This is a genomic window from Arthrobacter sp. MDB1-55 (genome assembly GCF_059092925.1).
Genome location: NZ_JBNHID010000001.1, coordinates 1,194,688 through 1,213,760, shown reverse-complemented (window position 1 = coordinate 1,213,760; position 19,073 = coordinate 1,194,688). Strand labels below are relative to the sequence as shown.

The following is a 19,073-nucleotide window of genomic DNA, read 5'->3' as shown; positions in this document are numbered from 1 at the left end:
GCACCACAAGCTATCCCGCGTCCACCACTTCAGGGCGTACACTGAACCTCGAAACGCAGGTCGTGTGCGGTACTGATGGGAGAAATCCATGGTGAACGCGGGACACGCTTTTAAGGGAACACGTATCGGCTCCGGCTCCAGTACACAGGCTTCCGGCCGCCACCTCGACGCCGAGCGGAGGCAGAGCGCCGCTGAGCGTACGGTTGTGAGCTACTGGTGTCTGGATGGCCATGAGACGAGACCGACCTTCGCCAAATTGAGCGATGCCGAAATCCCCGAAGTATGGGAGTGCGGTCGCTGTGGCAGGCCTGCCGGACGCTCACCGGGAGTAGAGCTCAATATCGACGGTGATGAGCCGTTCAAGAGCCATCTGCAGTACGTGAAAGAGCGTCGCACTGAAGCTGAAGCAGCCCGAGTGCTGGAGGAAGCGCTGGCGCAGGTGCGCCAGCGCCACTCCGTTTAGTCGGCGTCAGACTCGCCGTTGTTTATCAAACGTCCGGGCAGCTGGCTGGCGGCCTCCTGGTCTATCAGCCAGAGCGTCTTCCGCCGTCCCCGGGCACCCGCGGCCGGCACCTGCACGTGACCCGCGCCGGCGAGTGCAAGTCCGACAGCGCCGGCCTTATCCTTGCCTGCGACCGCGAGCCAAACCTCTTCCGCTGAATTGATGGCCTCCAGTGTGAGGCTGATGCGTTCAGGCGGAGGCTTCGGAGCGTTGCTCACGCCGGTCACAGTCTGGCCCTTGGTGCGAATTCCTGCCATTTCCGGGAACAGGGAAGCGACATGGGCGTCGGGACCGACGCCGAGCAGGAGAATGTCGAACTGGGGCAGCCGGGGGTCTCGCAGCTCGATGCCCTGCGCCGCTTCCTTCTCTGCCGCTTCCTGCAAGGCCGAGGCATAGGCTGCAGCGGCGTCATCCTGGCTGCTGTAGGCGTCAGCCGTCCCGAACTCGTGCACGCGGTCTTCGGAGACACCAATCTGGTCAAGAAGCGCGGCACGTGCCTGGACAGCGTTGCGATCCTCATGCCCTGCGGGCAGGAACCGCTCATCGCCCCACCAGAAGTCGACCGCCGACCAGTCAACCGCTGACCGCGCCGGCGACTCCGCCACTGCGCGCAGTGCCCCAATGCCAAGCGTTCCGCCCGTGAGGACTACCGTCGCCGTCCCTCGTTCGTTCTGCACATCCACGAGGCGCGTGACCAGGCGTGCCGCGACGGACGCCGCAAGCAGCCCGGCGTCAGGATGGATACTGACTTTGGGTTCAGTGGTCACTGGTACGTACGCTCCTCAAGTTGGTCCGTGCCAGGCCCTCGGTAATCACTTCCCCGAAAACATCATCGGGGTCGAGGCGCCGCAACTCTTCCGCGAGACAGTCTTGCAGGCTGCGCCGTGGTAGGGAAATTTTCTGCACGGGCTGGTCGGGCTGATGCAGCTCCGCCACAGACCGTCGCGGTCGGTCGAGCTCGACGTCGCCCGCCGGACGCGACAGGCGCACCCGGTGCAGGCCGGTCCCCGGCTCGCCGGCCACAATCGACACCGGCGTATCAAGGGAGAGCGTCAGCCAGGCTGCCAGCAGCACGGTACTGGGGGAGTCCGAGGCGCCTTCCACCGTCACCGAGGTGATGGGCGATCCGTCCAGCTGCTCAAGAACCGCTGCGAGCTGGATCCGCCAGTTGGTCAACCTGGTCCACGCGAGATCCGTGTCGCCGGCTTCGTATGTCCGCCGGATGTTGAACAGCGCAGCCGTAGGGTCCGGTTCGTTCGCCGAATCGGTGATGCGTCGGTGGGCGATGCTGCCGATCGACGTCCGAGCGGCCGCATCGGGAATGCCGCGCGGCCACCACGCGACGATCGGGGCATCGGGAAGCAGTAGCGCGGAAACCAGCGATTCGCTTTCCCCGGCGAGCTCACCATAGCCGCGCAGAACGATAACCTCGGAAGCACCCGCGTCGCCTCCTACACGAATCTGCGCATCAAGCCGCGTCTCCTCGGCGTCTCCGCCTTCCGCGAGCACAATGATGCGGCACGGATGTTCACGACTGGCTTCGTTCGCAGCGAGGATCGCCTCCTCTTCATGCCCTGAACGGGTGATGACCACGAGCGTGAGTACCCGACCAAGGGCTACCACTCCGCCCTTGTCCCGCATGGTCATGATTTCCTTGGAAACCTTGGACGTCGTTGTATCAGGAAGATCGACGATCATGGCCGCCTCCACGTCCTTCCGTCGCGCGCGAGCAATTCATCAGCGGAGTCCGGTCCCCAGCTGCCGGGGATGTACTTCTCAGGAGCTGACGAGAGGGTGGCCCAGTAATCCTCGAACGGGTCAAGGATCTTCCAGGACAACTCCACCTCCTGATGACGCGGGAACAGAGGGGGTTCCCCCAGCAGGACGTCCAGAATCAGGCGTTCGTAGGCTTCTGGGCTGGACTCCGTGAACGAGTGGCCGTACCCGAAGTCCATGGTCACGTCCCGCACTTCCATCTGCGTCCCGGGAACCTTGGATCCGAAACGGATGGTGGCGCCCTCATCGGGCTGAACACGGATGACCACTGCATTCTGGCCGAAATCATCCTCGCCGTGGTCGCGGAAAAGGAGGTTCGGTGCACGCTTGAAGACGACGGCGATTTCTGTCACGCGGCGGCCCAGCCGCTTGCCGGCGCGCAGGTAGAACGGCACACCGCTCCAGCGCCTGGTGTTGATGTCGAGCCTGATGGCGGCGTAGGTTTCCGTCATGGAATCTTCGGGGATTCCGTCTTCGTCCAGGAAGCCGTTGACCAGTTCCCCGCCCTGCCAGCCGCCGTCGTACTGTCCGCGTGCGGAGTGGGTGGACAGATCCTCAGGAAGTTTCACCGCCGCAAGGACCTTCTCCTTCTCGGCACGAAGGTCCTCAGCGTTGAAGGAAATGGGTTCTTCCATGGCCGTGAGGGCCAGCAGCTGCAGCAGATGATTCTGGATGACGTCGCGGGCCGCGCCCACGCCGTCGTAATAGCCGGCCCTGCCGCCGATGCCGATGTCTTCTGCCATGGTGATCTGGACGTGGTCAACATAGTTGGCGTTCCAGAGCGGCTCAAAAAGCTGGTTGGCGAACCGTAGCGCAAGGATGTTCTGGACCGTTTCCTTGCCCAGGTAGTGATCGATGCGGAAGACGGCGTCGGGCGGGAACACCTGCTCGACTATGGCGTTCAGTTCGCGTGCGGACTCAAGGTTGTGCCCGAAGGGCTTCTCGATCACCACTCGGCGCCATTTGCCTTCTTCGGGCTGTGCGAGACCGTGCTCCGAAAGCTTCTGGCACACGAGTTCGAATGCCTTGGGAGGGATGGAAAGGTAGAAGGCGTGGTTGCCGCGGGTTCCGCGCGTGGAATCAAGCTCCTCCACGGTCTTCTTCAGCTCAACGAAGGCGTCGTCGTCGTCGAAGTTGCCCCGGACGAACCGGACGCCCGCAGAGAGCTGCTCCCAGACCGACTCATCGAACGGTGTGCGGGCATACTGCTTCACCGAGGACAGCACTTCCTGTGCGAAGTCCTCATCGCTCCATTCCCTGCGTCCGAAGCCGACCAGGGCGAAGCTCGGGGGCAGCAGACCGCGGTTCGCGAGATCGTAAACCGCCGGCATCAGCTTCTTGCGGGCCAGATCTCCCGTTACACCGAACAGGACCAGGGAAGCGGGACCGGCGATTCGGCTGAGCCGTCGGTCCCGTGGGTCGCGCAGTGGGTTCCTGGATTTGGCGCTGTTGTCAGGCATCTACCCGTTTCCGTTTTCAACTGATCGACCGGACAAGTGCTCGACGACGTCGCGAAGCTGCTTGAGGCCCGCAGCCCGGTCCGCCAGGTGCAGTCTGAGGACCGGTCGCCCGGCATCCTCCAGAACCTGCGCGTCTCCCGCTGCCTGAGCAGCTATCAGCTCCCCGAAGGTGAACGGCCGCTCAGGGATCCCCAAATCTTCGGTTGTGGCTCCTGTGACCTGGAGGAACGTGCCCACCGCCGTACCGCCCTTATGGAACTGACCCGTCGAATGGAGGAAGCGGGGCCCCCACCCGAACGTCACCGGGCGCCCGGTAGCCCGCGCCAGCGCAGGCCTCACCTCTGCGAGGGGTGCCTCCGCAATGCGGTCGAGGTACGCGTGTACCGCGAGGTACCCATTCGGCTCAAGCGTTCCGAAAAGCGCCTCAAGTGCTTCACCGACGGTGGTCGCCGATCCCAGGAGGGCTGCGCTTCCGCGAACCTCAACAGCACCGTCCACGAAGTTCGGCGCCGAGGCCGCCGGCTGGGCATCAAGCAGCCCGCGGGCGGCCTGCTTGGCCGCCTCGACGTCCGGCTGGTCAAACGGGTTGATGCCGAGGAGCCTGCCGGCAACGGCGGTTGCGAATTCCCACACCAGCAGCTGACTGCCAAGCGTTCCACCGACGGCTATGGCATCCCCGGACGGCTCTGTGCTCCACTCGGGCGAAACGAGATGGACAGCCAGGACGTCCGTGGCGCCGGATGAGAGTTCCGGAGCGTCCTGCTCGACAACCACGGGAAGGACGCCGGTACCCAGCTTGCCGGTGGATTCGGCGATGAGCTGTTCCACCCAATCGCCTAAACCGACGATTCCGGATCCCTCATCGACAAAGACGATCTTGTCGCGCAGCGGCAGTGTGCCGCCAAGCACGGCGCCGAGGCGCAGTCCGACGTTCCCGGCGTCGTCGTCGGCCAGGAACTCGGAGATCGACTCCGCGTCATCCAGCAGCGTCGCGATATCCGCGCCGGCCAGCCCCGAGGGCACGAGCCCGAACGCCGTGAGCGCAGAGTACCGGCCGCCCACGTTCGGATCCGCGTTGAAGACTGCACGGTAACCTGCTGCACGGGCGGACTCGTCGAGGGGCGAGCCGGGGTCCGTGACGATGATGACCCTGCTCTTGGCGTCGACCCCGGCGTCGGCGAAAGCCTGCTCGAACGCGCGGCGCTGGGAGTCCGTCTCCACGGTGGAGCCCGACTTCGAGGACACCACGATCGCTGTGCTTTCGATCCGGTCAGCCAAGGCTGCACGGACCTGCGCCGGGTCTGTCGAGTCAAGTACGGTCAGTTCCACTCCCGCTGATCGCGTGATGACCTCAGGGGCGAGGGAAGATCCACCCATCCCGCAGAGGACGATATGGTTCACCCCCTCGTCCGAAAGGTCGCGCTGCAGCTGCTCGATTTCGGGCAGCAGAGCGCGCGATGCGTCAATGAGATCGACCCAGCCCAACCGCACGGATGCCTCGGACGTGGACTCCGGACCCCACAGGGTGGCGTCCTTGGCCATGATCCGGGAGGCAACCTGCTCCTCCACGAGTTCCGGTATGGCTCGCTCGATCGCTTCAGCGGCGGCCCCGGATGCGTTGACAAAGAGGGTGGCCATGGTGCTTCAGCCCTTTGCGGAATCGAGCGCCGTGGTAACCGTCTCGAGCAGTTCGCCCCAGCTCGCGACGAACTTGTCCAGGCCTTCCTCCTCGAGGAGGTGAACGACCTCCTTGTAGGAAATGCCGATTGTCTCCAGGCGATCCAGGATCTCGTTTGACTCGGCGTACGTTCCCGTCACCGTGTCACCGGTGATCTCCCCGTGGTCAGCCGTAGCTTCGAGTGTCTTCTCCGGCATGGTGTTGACTACGCCCTGCGCAACGAGGCCCGTGACGTAGAGGGTGTCCGGGTAAGCCGGATCCTTCACCCCGGTGGACGCCCAGAGCGGACGCTGCGGGTGGGCACCAGCCGATGCGAGCACCTTCCAGCGCTCGGAGCTGAAGGCTTCCTCATAGACTTCGTAGGCCAGACGCGCATTGGCCAAACCTGCCTTGCCGCGGAGCGCGGAGGCCTCGTCGGTGCCCAGCGCATCGAGTCGCTTGTCGATTTCAGCATCGACACGCGAGACGAAGAACGACGCAACCGAGTGGATGGTGGCCAGATCATGCCCATTATCCTTCGCCTGCTCGAGGCCGAGCATGAAGGCGTTGATGACCTCGCGGTAACGCTCCAGGGAAAAGATCAGGGTCACGTTGACGCTGATACCGGCAGCCAGAGTCGCCGTGATCGCCTCGAGGCCCTCGGCCGTGGCCGGGATTTTGATGTGCACGTTGGAGCGGCCGACGGCGTCGAAGAGGTGGCGGGCCTCTGTGATGGTACCGGCAGTGTCGCGGGCGAGCCGGGGGTCGACCTCAATGGACACTCGGCCGTCGACACCGTTGGTCTTCTCCGCCACCGGGGCGAAGATGTCACAGGCCTGCGCAACGTCGGTGGTGGTGATCTCGAAGACCGCGGTATCGACATCCGCGCCGTTGGCAGCAAGCTGTTTGACCTGCGCCGAGTACGACTCGCCGTTCTTCAAAGCAGCGGCAAAGATGCTCGGGTTGGTGGTGACGCCGACGACGTCGCGCTCGGTGATGAGTGCTTTCAGGGTTCCGGTGGTGATCCGCTCACGGGAGAGGTCATCCAGCCAGATGGATACGCCGGCTTGCGAGAGGGCGGCGGTAGGGGTGGGAGTCATGGTTTCTCCTTGATCCAGGGTGGAATGTGCTGTTCGGTGAGGGATTGCTAGAGGCGGTCGCCGGTAGCTGAGGCTGAGGCGCCGGCAGCGGCGGCCGTTCCCTCGGGAGCGTTACGCGTTCCCGAGGCAGCGATCGATTCGCGGGCAGCCTCTACCACGGCTTCGGTGGTGATGCCGAACTCGCGGAAAAGGGTTTTGTAGTCAGCCGACGCACCGAAGTGCTCCAGCGATACTGACTTTCCGGCGTCACCTACGAGTTCGCGCCAGCCCTGCGCAATACCGGCTTCGACGGACACGCGCGCCCGGATCGTGGAGGGCAGGACTGATTCCCGGTAGGACTCACCCTGCTTGTTGAACCACTCAAGGCAGGGGAGGGACACAACGCGCGCAGCGATGCCGTCCTTTTGCAGGACAGCCCGTGCTTCAACGGCCAGCTGAACCTCGGACCCGGTGGCGATCAGGATGACATCAGGGTCGCCGTTCGGTGCTTCCGCGAGCACGTATCCGCCCTTCGCAACACCCTCGGCGGACGCGAACGTGTCACCGCTGGCTGCCCCTTCGCCGCGTTCCCAAGTGGGGATGTTCTGGCGGGTGAGAACGATGCCGGCGGGATTGGAGGTGTTCTCCAGGATGGTGCGCCACGCGATCGCAACTTCGTTGGCGTCACCCGGCCGGACAACATCCAGACCGGGAATGGCCCGCAGCGAGGCGAGCTGCTCGACCGGCTGGTGGGTCGGGCCGTCTTCGCCCAAGCCGATGGAGTCGTGGGTCCACACGTAGATCGCCGGGACTCCCATGAGCGCGCCGAGCCTGATGGCGGGTCGCTGGTAGTCACTGAAGATGAGGAAAGTGCCGGAGAACGCGCGGGTGCTGCTGTGCATCACGATGCCGTTCACGATGGCGGCCGCGGCGTGCTCGCGGATGCCGAAGTGGAGGACGCGGCCGTACGGGTTCCCCGACCAGGCATCAGTCTGCTTGCTCGCGGGAACGAAGGACGGAGAGCCTTCGATCGTGGTGTTGTTCGACTCGGCGAGGTCCGCTGATCCGCCCCACAGCTCGGGCAGTACCGGGCCGATGGCGTTGAGCACCTTGCCGGACGCTGCGCGGGTCGACACATCCTTGCCGGCTTCGAACTCAGGAAGGCTCGATTCCCAGCCTTCGGGAAGCTCACGTGCCGAAATGCGGTCGAGCAGTGCTGAGCTGTCCGGGTTGGCGGCCTTCCAGGCGTCGAACGTCTCTTCCCAGCTCTTGCGGGCGTCCTGACCGCGATCCACGACCTTCCGCGCGTGGGCGAGTACCTCGTCGTCGATCTGGAAGTCCTTCTGCGGGTCCATTCCCAGAGCGGACTTGAGTGCGGCAACTTCATCCTTGCCGAGGGCTGAACCGTGGATCTTTCCGGTGTTCTGCTTGTTCGGGGCGGGCCAACCGATGATGGTGCGCAGCGAGATGATGGAGGGCCGTGTGGTTTCAGCCTTCGCAGCGGTCAGGGCGTTGTAGAGCTCTGCGACATCTTCGACATATTCGCCGGTCTTGGTCCAGTCCACCCGCTGCGTGTGCCAGCCGTAGGCCGCGTACCGGCCAAGCACGTCTTCGGTGAAGGCGATGTCGGTGTCATCTTCGATCGAGATGTGGTTCTCGTCGTAAATCACCACGAGGTTGCCGAGTTCCTGATGGCCGGCAAGGGAGCTCGCCTCGGAGGTGACGCCTTCCTGCAGGTCGCCGTCGGAAGCGATCACCCAGATGGTGTGGTCGAACGGGCTCTCGCCCTGGGGTGCTTCCGGATCCAGCAGCCCGCGCATGCGGCGCTGAGCATAGGCGAACCCTACGGAGGAGGCGAGGCCCTGTCCCAGGGGACCGGTGGTGATTTCGACGCCCGCGGTGTGGCGGTATTCCGGGTGGCCCGGGGTTTGGGAGCCCCAGGTGCGCAGCGCCTTCAGGTCATCAAGCTCCAGGCCGTATCCGGAAAGGAAGAGCTGGATGTACAGGGTGAGCGAAGTGTGGCCGGGGGAAAGCACGAAACGGTCGCGGCCGGTCCACTCCGGGTCAGTCGGATCATGACGCATGAACTTCTGGAACAGAAGGTAGGCCGCCGGGGCGAGGCTCATCGCCGTTCCCGGGTGTCCGTTGCCGACCTTCTCCACGGCATCGGCAGCGAGTACGCGAATTGCGTCTACTGCGCGCTCATCCAGTTCATTCCAGTCGAGTTCCTGATTTTCCAGCTGTGGCACGTTCACCGGGCCCCTCTCTTTACGTCACGGCCAGCGCCGCGGCGCCGAGTGGGACTGCGCCACGGACGCGAAAGTCCCGCGGCCAGCCGGCCGTTCACCGTTGAAATCTTGAATACTGCTGCGATTCGACCAAACCCGATACGACGCACGTCGTGGTAGTACTGACAAGTTCCAAAGGGCGTTCCCTGCGGTATCTGTTCGTGTATCCCGGCGTGCGGAAGTGATCCAGGCGATATATGTCACCTTAGCGCTTTCGCGTCCGGATATGCGCGGAACGGACTTTTGTGAAGGGTCACACAAGGACACGAACGACGGCGCCGCGTACCCGCCGCATCCATCCGGTCGTTTTCTACGAACTGTAAAAAAGACACAACGACCGGGTATGATGGCGGAGGACTTTAACCTCACAAAGAGAAGCAGAGCATCCCTCCGTGAATTTCCACCAGGCGGCAGTTGCGCCCAGCGTGCATCAGGCAGGCGGCGGCGTATCCCGCAAGCTCCGGGCGTATTTGGCACTCACCAAACCCCGGGTCATTGAACTGCTGCTGGTGACAACTCTGCCCACCATGATCTTTGCCCAGGGCGGGTTCCCGTCGCTCGGCCTCGTGCTCGCCACCATGGTCGGCGGAGCGTTTGCCGCAGGCAGCGCGGGCGCTTTCAACTGTTATCTCGACCGGGACATCGACAAGGTCATGAACCGCACGGTCAACCGTCCGCTGGTTACCGGCGAGGTGACACCGCGGGAAGCTTTGATCTTCGCCTGGGCGCTCGGCGTGGCCGCTGTGGCCATCCTATGGTTGGGAGCCAATCCCCTGGCGGCGTGGCTGGGAGTCGCCGCCATCTTCTTCTACGTGGTCATCTACACGCTCATCCTGAAGCGGCGGACCGCGCAGAATATCGTGTGGGGTGGTGCCGCGGGCTGCATGCCTGTGCTCATCGCGTGGGCTGCGGTAACGGAAACGGTGGAATGGCCCGCCGTCGTACTGTTCCTCGTCATTTTCCTGTGGACTCCGCCCCATTACTGGCCCCTGTCCATGAAATACAGCGATGACTACAACGCCGCGAATGTTCCCATGCTGGGCGCTATCGCGGGAGCGGGGATCGTCTCCGTGCAGGTGGTCCTTTATGCGTGGGCCACGGTGGTCTGTTCGCTCCTGCTCATTCCGGTTGGCGGTGCCGGCTGGGTCTATACCGTTGCAGCGCTGGTCGGCGGCGGATGGTTCATTCTCGAGTCGCACAAGCTGCACTCCGCTGCCCGTGCAGGGACAGTGACCGGCAAAGGGGCAATGAAGGTCTTCCACGGATCAATCAGCTACCTCACGGTGCTGTTCCTGGCCCTGGCGATCGACCCGTTCGTCGGTGCCTCCGTCTTCGCTTCCTGAGGCGGCCCCATCCTCCGCCTAGGATGGTGGGATGGTCTTCACCGGAGTCGTTGCGTACCCACTGACACCCTTCGACGCTGACGGTGCGGTGAACTCAGCGGAGCTTGCCTTGCTCGTTGACCGTCTCGCTCAATCCGGGGTCGACTCGATCGCTGTCCTCGGATCTTCGGGCAGCTTCGCGTATCTCGATGCCGAGGAGCGCAAGCAGGTTCTGGCGAAGGCAATTGAAGCGGCTGCGGGCCGGATGCCCGTTGCGGCAGGAATCAGCGCAGTCGCCACCCGCGAAGTCGTCGCCGGTGCGCGCGCCGCCGAACAGCTGGGAGCTGATGGGGTGGTGATTTCACCGGTGTCCTACCTGCCGCTGACCGACGACGAACTCGTGGCACTGGTGGAAGAGGCGGCGTCCGCGACCACGCTGCCCATCTGCCTCTACAACAACCCGTCCACCACGCAGTTCTCCATCGACGTCGAACTGGTAGCCCGGCTGGCGCACGTACCCACGCTCGTAGCGTTCAAGGACACGGCTGCCACGCCCGCCGAGTTCGCCCAGCGCTCGGCGCGGCTGCGCGGATCCCTGGATCGGCCACTGAGCCATGGCGTCAGCGGGGACTCACTCATTGCGACCGGCGAGGTGGCGGCGGATGCCTGGCATACCGGCCTGGCCGCGTTGCTGCCGGCAAGTTATCTTGCCTTTCGAGCTGCTGTCCTCCAAGGGGACTCCGCCCGCATCGCCGCCGAGCGTTCCCGCCTTGTCCCAGTGGTTCAGGCAGTCCAGCGTCTCCGGAAGCTCAGCGGTCTCCATGCCCTGGGCAGGGCGTGCGGAGTGGATGCCGGCGATCCTCGCCGACCACTGCTTCCGATTGCCGGCAGCGAGCAGCGGGATCTCGCTCGGCTGGCGGAGGCGTTCGACGACGTCGAGGACGGCGTTCTGCGCTGACCCTCAGCTGACCTGGGATAGCTCGTCAACCGTGCGGCGCGTATAGCCGACATAGACAGCGTGGGCCATTGCTGCGGTCAGCAGTGAAGCACCGAGCATGTGCAGCGCGACCAGTGCGACCGGCAGGTGAAGGAAGTGCTGCAGGTAGCCGATCCCACCCTGTGCGAACACGACGACGGCAAGGAGAACCAGCGCGGCTTTCAGCCGGGGGGCGACCCGGAGCCGGTATGCGGCCACCACCAGGACGAGCACGGTCAGGACCAGCAGGTACACCGGCGCTGCGTGGATACGGGTCATCAGGTCGGGGTTGAGGTTGTTGCGGGCCGCACCGGCGTCGCCCGCGTGAGGTCCGGAGCCCGTGACAACGACGCCGAGCAGCACCGCGACGGCCACCAGCACCGCGGCTGCGCCGAGGAGCTGCCGGAGTAAGGGAGTGGCGCGGGGTGGGTTATCGGCAGCAGTCTCTGCGCTGGAAAGCCTGCTCCGGTTCACCAGTACTGTGGCCACGGCAATCAGGACCATGGAGATGACGAAGTGCCAGCCGACGACCCATGGATTGAGCTGGGTCAGAACCGTAATCCCGCCGACAACCGCCTGGGCAGGGATGCCTGCCAGAAGCAGGACAGCGGGAATGAAGAGGTCGCGACGGGTCTTGCGCATGTTCCAAAGGGAAACGAGCATGGCGATCGCGATGGCGGTCAGGACGAACGTGAGCAGGCGGTTACCGAACTCGATCACTCCGTGGATACCCATCTCGGCCGTAGTGACCATGGAATCCGCTGTGCATCGCGGCCACTCGGGGCAGCCGAGTCCGGAGGCGGTCAACCGAACCGCACCACCGGTGACGACAATGAGGATCTGGGAGATGAGCGAGGCCAGCGCCAGTATGCGCACGGTCGGCGTGACCGTTCTTGGCAGACGGTCGGTTACGCGAGCGGGGGAGAGCTGAGTCATGTTCCTAACTCCATTTGAACCAGCGGACGGCGGCCAATCCCACGACGACAGCCCATCCGCTGAGCAGTGCGAAGGACAGGAAATCAAACGTGCCGGATGTCAGTGCAGCCCGAAGGCCGTCGCCGAGGGCAGCGGACGGCAGAATTGCAACGATGGGCTCGATGGCATCCGGCAGGGCACTGCGGGGGATGATCGTGCCTCCTACGGCAGCAAGCAGGATCCAGGCCAGGTTCGTTACGGCCAGGGTTGCCTCAGGCCGGAGGGTGCCCGCTATCAGCAGCCCGAGCGCAGTGAAGGCCCCGATTCCCGGGATCAGCATCAGAAGCGCCGGGAGAACCCCGGTAAGGGGCGGTTCCCAACCGAGCAGTACCGCCGTCGTGCAGATGACCACTAGCTGAAGAGCGAGCACAGCGCCGACGGCGAGAATCTTGCCGAGGATCAGTCCGCTGCGGCCCAGGGGCGTGGTGGAAAGGAAGCGAAGCACGCCGTACCGGCGGTCGAATCCCGTCGCGATTCCCTGCCCGGTGAAGGCCGTGGACAGGACACACAGCGCAATCACTCCGGGAGTTCCGGTCCCAAGCCGGGGCACGCCCAGGACATCGAAGAACGGCGTTACGGCGATCGCCGCGAGGGCGAGCATCGGCAGCACAATGGCAAGAACAAGCTGCTCGCCGTTGCGGAGCATGGCAACAGTCTCATATTTTCCGTGCTGCAGTACGCGCACCGTCAGCGGGGATGCGCTCATCGGATGCTCCGTCCTGAGATGTCCAAGAATACGTCTTCGAGTGAGCGGGAGGTCAGGGAGATAGAGGAAGGGAGGATGCCCTCCTCGGCCCACCAGGATGCCAGCACCGCGAGGTCCTTCGGCGTCAGTGCGCCGCTGACCTGGTACTGGCCCGGTGCGCATTCGATGACCTCGAGGTGCGGAAGGCGGGCAGTGGGCAGCGGCAGGCGGGCCGAGGCTTCGAACTTCAGCTCGCGGGCGGCGTCTGAGGCGTGAGCGGTCAACTCGGCGACCGTTCCCTGCCGGACGGTCTGGCCCTGGTCGATGATGTACACGTAGTCGGCGAGTCTCTGCGCGTCATCGAGGAGGTGGGTGGTCAGGATGATAGCGAGACCTTCCGTGCGGAGCTCGTTGATCAGCTCGAACACGATGTTGCGGGACTGCGGGTCGAGGCCGGCGCTCGGCTCGTCCAGAAACAACACTTCGGGGTTTCCGACGAGCGCGCACGCGAGGGCGAGCCGTTGTTTCTGGCCGCCTGAAAGGCGCCGCACGGTGGTGCGCGCAAAGGAGTGGAGACCGAGCCTGGTGGCCAGGTCGTCAACATCCCGAGGCGCGGAATACATGCCGGCGATGTGGCGCAGCAAGGGCAGGGGCCGGACAGCGGGGGGTAGGCCGCCTTCCTGGAGCATGATCCCCACCCGGCTGCGCAGGTCGGCACCGGCACGCCAGGGGTCCTCGCCCAGCAGGCGGACGGTTCCTCCGCTGGCCTTCTGCAGGCCCTGAGCGCATTCGAGGGTGGTGGTCTTACCTGCTCCGTTGGCCCCGAGCAACGCGGTAACGCGGCCTTTGTCAGCGCGCAGGCTGACGCCGTCGAGCACCCGGATCATCTTGCCGTCGAGGGATGGCACCGGGCCGAAGTCCTTGACAAGTCCGCTCACTTCGACGGCGGGGGAGGAGGGAGGCACCGCATAATTCTACGCCACGTAGTAACTGGGTGGGCTCCTTTCCGTGGGTAGCCTCGCCTTACTGGAAGCGGGTGAGGATCTGGAATAGATTAGGGCACGCTTATGTTGTCTTAATTGGTCGGGTGCCGCCCGGCTCTTTTCCCGGCGAACCCTAAGGAGGCCTCGCGATGTCACATTCAGTGGTGTCCGGGCAGGCCAGGGCAGCCGCCGCTATCAGTGGGACCGACGACGCCGATTCGCGGCGCTCCGTCGACGAGCGCACCAGGGACAAGGTACTTTCCGCGGTGCTGGAGCACGGGCCGGTCAGCGCCGCAGAGCTGGGCGACCGGCTGGGCTACACCCCGGCAGCCGTCCGGCGGCACCTGGACGCCCTGTCCCGCGACGGCCTCATCGAAGTCAAGGTGATCGGCAATCCCTCACCGGGCGCCGGCCGGCCGGCGCGGCGATACGTGCTGAGCCAGCGCGGTCAGACGAGGCTCGGCAATGATTATCTGCATATTGCGCAAGCCGCTTTAGGTCAGTTGCGGGAAGCGGCAGGGCCCGACGCCGTTCGCCAGTTTGCAGCCAGCCGGTTCGCCGACATGGAGCAGCGGTATCGACCCGTTGTGGAATCAGCAGGCGACCGCATTGAAGACAAGGCAGCTGCGCTGGCAGAATCCCTGAGCCAGGACGGGTTTGTGGGCTCCACCCGGGAGATCGGACGTAACGCGCCGAATGCCGCCATGTTGAGCGTGCAGCTCTGCCAGGGGCACTGTCCGATCCAGGAACTAGCGTCCGCTTTTCCGGAATTCTGCGAGCAGGAGACGGAAGTGTTTGCCCGCCTCCTCGGCGTGGACGTCCGGAGGCTATCGACCCTGGCAAGTGGCGGACATGTCTGCACCACCCACATACCTATTGGCCGGATAGCGCGCGCCGGTCTTTCCGGCAGCCCGCCACCGGGTGCCGTTGAACCGGCGCCTCACCCATTCTCAACAAACGTCTCCAACCATCAGCAAGGAAGGCCGTGATGACGGATCAGACAGATCAGAAGGCATTGGTTCCCGACGCCGTGCCGGCAGGAGTGATCAGCGACATCCTCGAGAGGAACCCGGAGCTTCACGGCATCGGCAACTACGAGTACGGCTGGGCCGACAAGAACGACGTCGGTGCCAACGCCAAGCGCGGTCTTAATGAAGAGGTCGTTCGCGACATCTCCGCCAAGAAGAACGAGCCCGAGTGGATGCTCGACATGCGGCTCAAGGGCCTGAAGTACTTCGACCGTAAGCCCATGCCCGCATGGGGTGCGGACCTGTCGGGGATTGATTTCGACAACATCAAGTACTTCGTGCGCTCCACCGAGAAGCAGGCCACCAGCTGGGAAGAGCTGCCCGAGGACATCAAGAACACCTACGAGAAGCTTGGTATCCCCGAGGCTGAGCGTAACCGCCTTGTTGCTGGCGTCGCTGCCCAGTACGAGTCCGAGGTTGTCTACCACCAGATCAACGAGGAACTCGAGCGTCAGGGTGTCATCTTCATGGACACCGACACAGCGCTGCGCGAGCACCCCGAATTCTTCGAGGAGTACTTCGGTTCGGTCATTCCTGTGGGCGACAACAAGTTCGGCTCGCTGAACACCGCTGTATGGTCCGGCGGCTCCTTCGTCTACGTTCCCCCGGGCGTGCATGTCGAGATCCCGCTGCAGGCATATTTCCGGATTAATACCGAGAACATGGGCCAGTTCGAGCGGACGCTCATCATCGCCGACGAGGGCTCCTACGTTCACTACATCGAGGGCTGCACCGCGCCGATTTACACGTCGGACTCGCTGCACTCCGCCGTAGTAGAGATCATCGTGAAGAAGAACGCCCGCGTTCGCTACACCACCATCCAGAACTGGTCCAACAACGTCTACAACCTCGTCACCAAGCGCGCCATCGCGCACGAGGGCGCCACCATGGAGTGGATCGACGGAAACATCGGCTCGAAGGTCACCATGAAGTACCCGGCCGTCTACCTGGTAGGCGAGCATGCCAAGGGTGAGACGCTCTCGATCGCCTTCGCAGGCGAGGGCCAGCACCAGGACACCGGGTCGAAGATGGTACACATTGCGCCGAACACCAAGTCCTCGATCATCTCCAAGTCGGTTGCACGCGGCGGCGGACGCGCAGCCTACCGCGGCCTCGTCCAGGTCCGGGAGGGCGCCTCGCACTCCGCTAACACGGTGCGCTGTGACGCGCTGCTCGTTGACACCATTTCCCGGTCTGACACGTATCCGTACGTGGACATCCGCGAAGATGACGTCACCATGGGCCACGAAGCTACCGTCTCCCGCGTCAGCGAGGAGCAGTTGTTCTACCTCATGTCCCGCGGCATGCCCGAGGATGAGGCGATGGCGATGATCGTTCGCGGATTCATCGAGCCCATTGCGCGTGAACTCCCCATGGAGTACGCCCTCGAACTGAACCGCTTGATCGAACTCCAGATGGAAGGAGCCGTAGGCTAATGGCCGAAACCTCACAGTTGAGCCCTGACTTGTCCGAAAGCCTGAGCGATGAGAAGGCCCGGGTCGGGGCCCCGTCAAGCGCCGAGAAGATTGCCATCGACGGCTTCACCGAGGAGGGCGAGAACCTCTCTCCGCTGAACACCGGCACCGAACAGCATGGTGCGCGCCGCCATAGCCACGGCGACGAGCCAGTCGTGCCCGAGGCGTCACGCGGAGAGCGGCTGAAGTCCTACCGCCTGGCCGATTTCGCTCCACTGACCGGCCGCGAGGAGGACTGGCGGTTCACGCCGCTCAAGCGCCTGCGCGGGCTGGACTCCGCCCCGCTGACCGGTGAGGGCCCCTCGGTCACCGTCACTGGCGCTTCGAACATTCAGGTTGAGACCGTCAGCCGGGACGACGCACGGTTCGGCTCGGCAGCCGTTCCCGAGGACCGGGTCTCCGCCGCCGCCTGGGAAGCCGTCACTACCGCAACAGTGGTTACCATTCCCGAGGAGACCGTTGCTGACTGCGAGGTGACCGTGAGCGTGCGCGGAAGCGACAACGCCCCGGCTGCCCAGCACCTGATCATCGACGCTCGCCGGTTCTCGCGCGCCGTGGTCGTCCTCGACCACCACGGCAGCACCGTCCTTGCCCAGAACGTCGAGATCGTCGTGGGCGACGGCGCTGAGCTCACTGTGGTGAGCGTGCAGGAATGGGACGACGACGCCGTTCACGTTTCCTCGCAGCAGGCGAAGGTGGGCCGCGACGCACGTTTCAAGCACGTCGTGGTCAGCCTCGGCGGCGACCTTGTGCGCCTGACGCCGTCGTCGTTCTTCACCGCTCCCGGCTCCGAGGTCGAGATGTACGGTCTGTACTTCGCCGATGCCGGACAGCACCTTGAGCAGCGACTGCTGGTGGACCACGCCGTACCGAACTGCAAGTCCCGCGTCACGTACAAGGGCGCGCTGCAGGGCAAGGACGCACACACCGTCTGGGTGGGCGACGTCCTGATCCGGAAGGAAGCAGAAGGAACGGACACCTACGAGGTCAACCGCAACCTGGTGCTGACCGATGGTGCGCGGTCCGATTCCGTGCCAAACCTCGAGATCGAAACAGGCCTGATCGAGGGTGCCGGCCACGCAAGCGCCACCGGCCGTTTCGACGACGAGCACCTGTTCTACCTGATGGCCCGAGGCATCGATGAAAAAACCGCACGCCGCCTGGTGGTGCGGGGATTCCTCAATGAGGTCATTCAGCAGATCAAGGTCCCCGTCCTGGAAGAGCGTCTCACGGAAGCCGTGGAACGCGAGCTGGCTGCAGGGAACTACTGATGACAGAATCACCGTCGAACGGATCATCGCCGAAGGGCGAGCTGGTCTGCAACGTGAACGACATCGAGGTGAAGCAGGCTCTGCGGATCCTGATCGACGACTACCCGGTGGCCATCGTGAAGGACTCCGACGGCGGTATCCACGCCATTGGGGATACCTGTTCACATGCCGATATTTCCCTGTCCGAAGGGGATGTTGAAGGCTGCAGGATCGAATGCTGGGGACACGGTTCCCAGTTCGACCTGCGTACCGGTATGCCGCTTCAGCTGCCGGCCTACGAACCTGTGCCTGTGTTCGCCCTGGAGATCCACGGTGAAGAGGTCTACGTGGACGTCACTACCGTGATCAACTCGGCCCCCGTCCCAGACCGCGGCTGAACCAGCACACAGCTAACACTTCCGAATATTTGAGCAACCCTGCGCATGCAGGATGCAAAGGAGAAATTCCAGATGTCCACCCTTGAGATCAAGGATCTGCACGTCAGCATCGAGACGGAACAGGGCACCAAGCCCATCCTCAAAGGCGTCAGCCTGACCATCAACACCGGTGAGACCCACGCCATCATGGGCCCGAACGGCTCCGGCAAGTCCACCCTCGCCTCCACGATCGCGGGCCACCCGCGGTACACCGTGGACAGCGGCTCCATCACCCTCGACGGTGAAAACGTCCTCGAGATGAGCGTGGACGAGCGCGCCCGCGCCGGTCTCTTCCTCGCGATGCAGTACCCCGTCGAGGTTCCGGGCGTCACCATGACGAACTTCCTGCGCACCGCCAAGACTGCGCTCGACGGTGAGGCTCCGAGCCTCCGCCACTGGACCAAGGACGTCAAGGAAGCAATGACGCAGCTGCGCATCGACGCAGACTTCGCCCAGCGCAACGTCAACGAGGGCTTCTCCGGCGGCGAGAAGAAGCGCGTGGAGATCCTTCAGCTTGAACTGTTCAAGCCGAAGTTCGCGATCCTGGACGAGACCGACTCCGGCCTTGACGTCGACGCGCTGAAGGTTGTCTCGGAGGGCGTCAACCGTGAGCACAGCAAGGGCAAGATGGGCACGCTGCTCATCACCCACTACACGCGTATCCTTCGTTACATCAAGCCGGACTTCGTACACGTCTTCGTTGACGGACGCATCGCCGAGGAGGGTGGCCCGGAGCTCGCCGACCGCCTTGAGGAAGAAGGCTACGACCGCTTCCTCGTTCCCGGTACCGCAACCGCCGGCGCCTGACCACCGCATTCCGAGAGAGAAAGGCTCCTCCACATGAGCGATGTGAATGCAGCACAGACGTCCCTTGAGGATGTTGAAGAGTCGCTGAAGGACGTCATCGACCCGGAGCTCGGTGTGAACATCGTCGACCTGGGCCTCCTGTACGGCCTGAAGTATGCCGACGACGGCGCTCTCCTGATTGACATGACCCTCACCACCGCCGCATGCCCTCTCACCGATGTGATCGAGGAGCAGGTCGGACAGGCGCTGGATGGAACAGTCGACGACTGGAGGCTGAACTGGGTCTGGATGCCGCCGTGGGGCCCGGAGCGCATCACCGAGGACGGACGCGACCAGATGCGCGCCCTCGGCTTCAACATCTAGCGGGTCTCTT

The 19,073-nt window shown here is 64.1% G+C and carries 18 protein-coding genes; 9 read left to right on the top strand and 9 right to left on the bottom strand.

Features of this window, described 5'->3' with window-relative positions:
* The first annotated feature begins 88 nt into the window (after nt 1-88).
* Nucleotides 89-463 (top strand): RNA polymerase-binding protein RbpA, encoded by a 375-nt coding sequence (locus AC5RU3_RS05800; protein ID WP_309071156.1) that lies wholly within the window; start codon nt 89-91, stop codon nt 461-463.
* Here the strand turns inward: AC5RU3_RS05800 and pgl are convergent.
* Genes pgl through tkt form a run of 6 tightly spaced genes read right to left on the bottom strand, consistent with a single transcriptional unit; the run spans nt 460 to nt 8,714 of the window.
* A complete protein-coding gene (pgl, locus tag AC5RU3_RS05795) occupies nt 460-1,269 on the bottom strand; it encodes a 6-phosphogluconolactonase (protein WP_493965022.1) in 810 nt (269 codons plus the stop codon). The genes AC5RU3_RS05800 and pgl overlap by 4 nt on opposite strands.
* Entirely contained in the window at nt 1,259-2,200 is a 942-nt protein-coding gene (locus tag AC5RU3_RS05790) for a glucose-6-phosphate dehydrogenase assembly protein OpcA (protein WP_309071154.1), read from the bottom strand. Before AC5RU3_RS05790 ends, pgl begins: the two co-directional genes overlap by 11 nt.
* Nucleotides 2,197-3,738 carry a glucose-6-phosphate dehydrogenase gene (zwf, locus tag AC5RU3_RS05785; RefSeq protein ID WP_493965021.1) on the bottom strand — a complete coding sequence of 514 codons (1,542 nt, stop codon included), beginning with the start codon at nt 3,736-3,738 and terminating at the stop codon, nt 2,197-2,199. Before zwf ends, AC5RU3_RS05790 begins: the two co-directional genes overlap by 4 nt.
* Complete coding sequence (locus AC5RU3_RS05780) at nt 3,739-5,376, bottom strand: phosphoglucose isomerase-related protein (RefSeq protein ID WP_493965020.1); 1,638 nt, start codon at nt 5,374-5,376, stop codon at nt 3,739-3,741.
* Nucleotides 5,377-5,382: 6 nt separating this feature from the next.
* Nucleotides 5,383-6,495 carry a transaldolase gene (tal, locus tag AC5RU3_RS05775; protein ID WP_309071151.1) on the bottom strand — a complete coding sequence of 371 codons (1,113 nt, stop codon included), beginning with the start codon at nt 6,493-6,495 and terminating at the stop codon, nt 5,383-5,385.
* A gap of 47 nt (nt 6,496-6,542) precedes the next feature.
* Nucleotides 6,543-8,714 (bottom strand): transketolase, encoded by a 2,172-nt coding sequence (tkt, locus tag AC5RU3_RS05770; protein WP_493965151.1) that lies wholly within the window; start codon nt 8,712-8,714, stop codon nt 6,543-6,545.
* A gap of 440 nt (nt 8,715-9,154) precedes the next feature.
* Between tkt and AC5RU3_RS05765 the strand changes: the two genes are divergently transcribed.
* Complete coding sequence (locus AC5RU3_RS05765; protein WP_309071150.1) at nt 9,155-10,105, top strand: heme o synthase; 951 nt, start codon at nt 9,155-9,157, stop codon at nt 10,103-10,105.
* Between the two features lie 31 nt (nt 10,106-10,136).
* Nucleotides 10,137-11,042: a dihydrodipicolinate synthase family protein gene (locus AC5RU3_RS05760; protein ID WP_309071149.1), complete on the top strand. Its 906-nt coding sequence runs from the start codon at nt 10,137-10,139 to the stop codon at nt 11,040-11,042.
* A 3-nt stretch (nt 11,043-11,045) separates the two neighbouring features.
* Here the strand turns inward: AC5RU3_RS05760 and AC5RU3_RS05755 are convergent, their stop codons facing one another.
* The 3 genes from AC5RU3_RS05755 to AC5RU3_RS05745 are packed head-to-tail and all read right to left on the bottom strand — an operon-like array spanning nt 11,046 to nt 13,685.
* Nucleotides 11,046-11,996: a COX15/CtaA family protein gene (locus AC5RU3_RS05755; RefSeq protein ID WP_309071148.1), complete on the bottom strand. Its 951-nt coding sequence runs from the start codon at nt 11,994-11,996 to the stop codon at nt 11,046-11,048.
* 4 nt (nt 11,997-12,000) lie between these two features.
* The gene (locus tag AC5RU3_RS05750; protein WP_309124019.1) at nt 12,001-12,741 is read right to left on the bottom strand and encodes an ABC transporter permease; all 741 of its coding nucleotides are present in this window, start codon (nt 12,739-12,741) and stop codon (nt 12,001-12,003) included.
* Nucleotides 12,738-13,685: an ABC transporter ATP-binding protein gene (locus tag AC5RU3_RS05745; protein WP_309071146.1), complete on the bottom strand. Its 948-nt coding sequence runs from the start codon at nt 13,683-13,685 to the stop codon at nt 12,738-12,740. The genes AC5RU3_RS05750 and AC5RU3_RS05745 overlap by 4 nt, the downstream gene beginning before the upstream one ends.
* Before the next feature lie 167 nt (nt 13,686-13,852).
* Here AC5RU3_RS05745 and AC5RU3_RS05740 point away from each other — a divergent pair, with 167 nt between their 5' ends.
* The 6 genes from AC5RU3_RS05740 to AC5RU3_RS05715 all read left to right on the top strand — a co-directional run bounded on the left by AC5RU3_RS05740 (nt 13,853) and on the right by AC5RU3_RS05715 (nt 19,063).
* Entirely contained in the window at nt 13,853-14,692 is an 840-nt protein-coding gene (locus tag AC5RU3_RS05740) for a helix-turn-helix transcriptional regulator (protein ID WP_309071145.1), read from the top strand.
* Entirely contained in the window at nt 14,692-16,167 is a 1,476-nt protein-coding gene (sufB, locus tag AC5RU3_RS05735; protein ID WP_309071144.1) for a Fe-S cluster assembly protein SufB, read from the top strand. Before AC5RU3_RS05740 ends, sufB begins: the two co-directional genes overlap by 1 nt.
* Nucleotides 16,167-17,477, top strand: a complete 1,311-nt coding sequence (gene sufD, locus AC5RU3_RS05730; protein WP_309071143.1) for a Fe-S cluster assembly protein SufD — start codon at nt 16,167-16,169, stop codon at nt 17,475-17,477. The genes sufB and sufD overlap by 1 nt, the downstream gene beginning before the upstream one ends.
* A complete protein-coding gene (locus AC5RU3_RS05725; RefSeq protein WP_458117095.1) occupies nt 17,477-17,854 on the top strand; it encodes a non-heme iron oxygenase ferredoxin subunit in 378 nt (125 codons plus the stop codon). The genes sufD and AC5RU3_RS05725 overlap by 1 nt, the downstream gene beginning before the upstream one ends.
* 72 nt (nt 17,855-17,926) lie before the next feature.
* Complete coding sequence (gene sufC, locus AC5RU3_RS05720; RefSeq protein ID WP_309071141.1) at nt 17,927-18,700, top strand: Fe-S cluster assembly ATPase SufC; 774 nt, start codon at nt 17,927-17,929, stop codon at nt 18,698-18,700.
* Between the two features lie 33 nt (nt 18,701-18,733).
* Complete coding sequence (locus tag AC5RU3_RS05715) at nt 18,734-19,063, top strand: metal-sulfur cluster assembly factor (protein WP_309071140.1); 330 nt, start codon at nt 18,734-18,736, stop codon at nt 19,061-19,063.
* Nucleotides 19,064-19,073: the final 10 nt, after the last annotated feature.

Coding starts and splice junctions, on each gene's coding strand:
- AC5RU3_RS05800 (WP_309071156.1), top strand. CDS start 89: ATGGTGAACGCGGGACACGCTTTTAAGGGAACACGTATCGGCTCCGGC.
- AC5RU3_RS05790 (WP_309071154.1), bottom strand. CDS start 2,200: ATGATCGTCGATCTTCCTGATACAACGACGTCCAAGGTTTCCAAGGAA.
- zwf (WP_493965021.1), bottom strand. CDS start 3,738: ATGCCTGACAACAGCGCCAAATCCAGGAACCCACTGCGCGACCCACGG.
- AC5RU3_RS05780 (WP_493965020.1), bottom strand. CDS start 5,376: ATGGCCACCCTCTTTGTCAACGCATCCGGGGCCGCCGCTGAAGCGATC.
- tal (WP_309071151.1), bottom strand. CDS start 6,495: ATGACTCCCACCCCTACCGCCGCCCTCTCGCAAGCCGGCGTATCCATC.
- AC5RU3_RS05760 (WP_309071149.1), top strand. CDS start 10,137: ATGGTCTTCACCGGAGTCGTTGCGTACCCACTGACACCCTTCGACGCT.
- AC5RU3_RS05755 (WP_309071148.1), bottom strand. CDS start 11,996: ATGACTCAGCTCTCCCCCGCTCGCGTAACCGACCGTCTGCCAAGAACG.
- AC5RU3_RS05750 (WP_309124019.1), bottom strand. CDS start 12,741: ATGAGCGCATCCCCGCTGACGGTGCGCGTACTGCAGCACGGAAAATAT.
- AC5RU3_RS05740 (WP_309071145.1), top strand. CDS start 13,853: ATGTCACATTCAGTGGTGTCCGGGCAGGCCAGGGCAGCCGCCGCTATC.
- sufB (WP_309071144.1), top strand. CDS start 14,692: ATGACGGATCAGACAGATCAGAAGGCATTGGTTCCCGACGCCGTGCCG.
- sufD (WP_309071143.1), top strand. CDS start 16,167: ATGGCCGAAACCTCACAGTTGAGCCCTGACTTGTCCGAAAGCCTGAGC.
- AC5RU3_RS05725 (WP_458117095.1), top strand. CDS start 17,477: ATGACAGAATCACCGTCGAACGGATCATCGCCGAAGGGCGAGCTGGTC.
- sufC (WP_309071141.1), top strand. CDS start 17,927: ATGTCCACCCTTGAGATCAAGGATCTGCACGTCAGCATCGAGACGGAA.
- AC5RU3_RS05715 (WP_309071140.1), top strand. CDS start 18,734: ATGAGCGATGTGAATGCAGCACAGACGTCCCTTGAGGATGTTGAAGAG.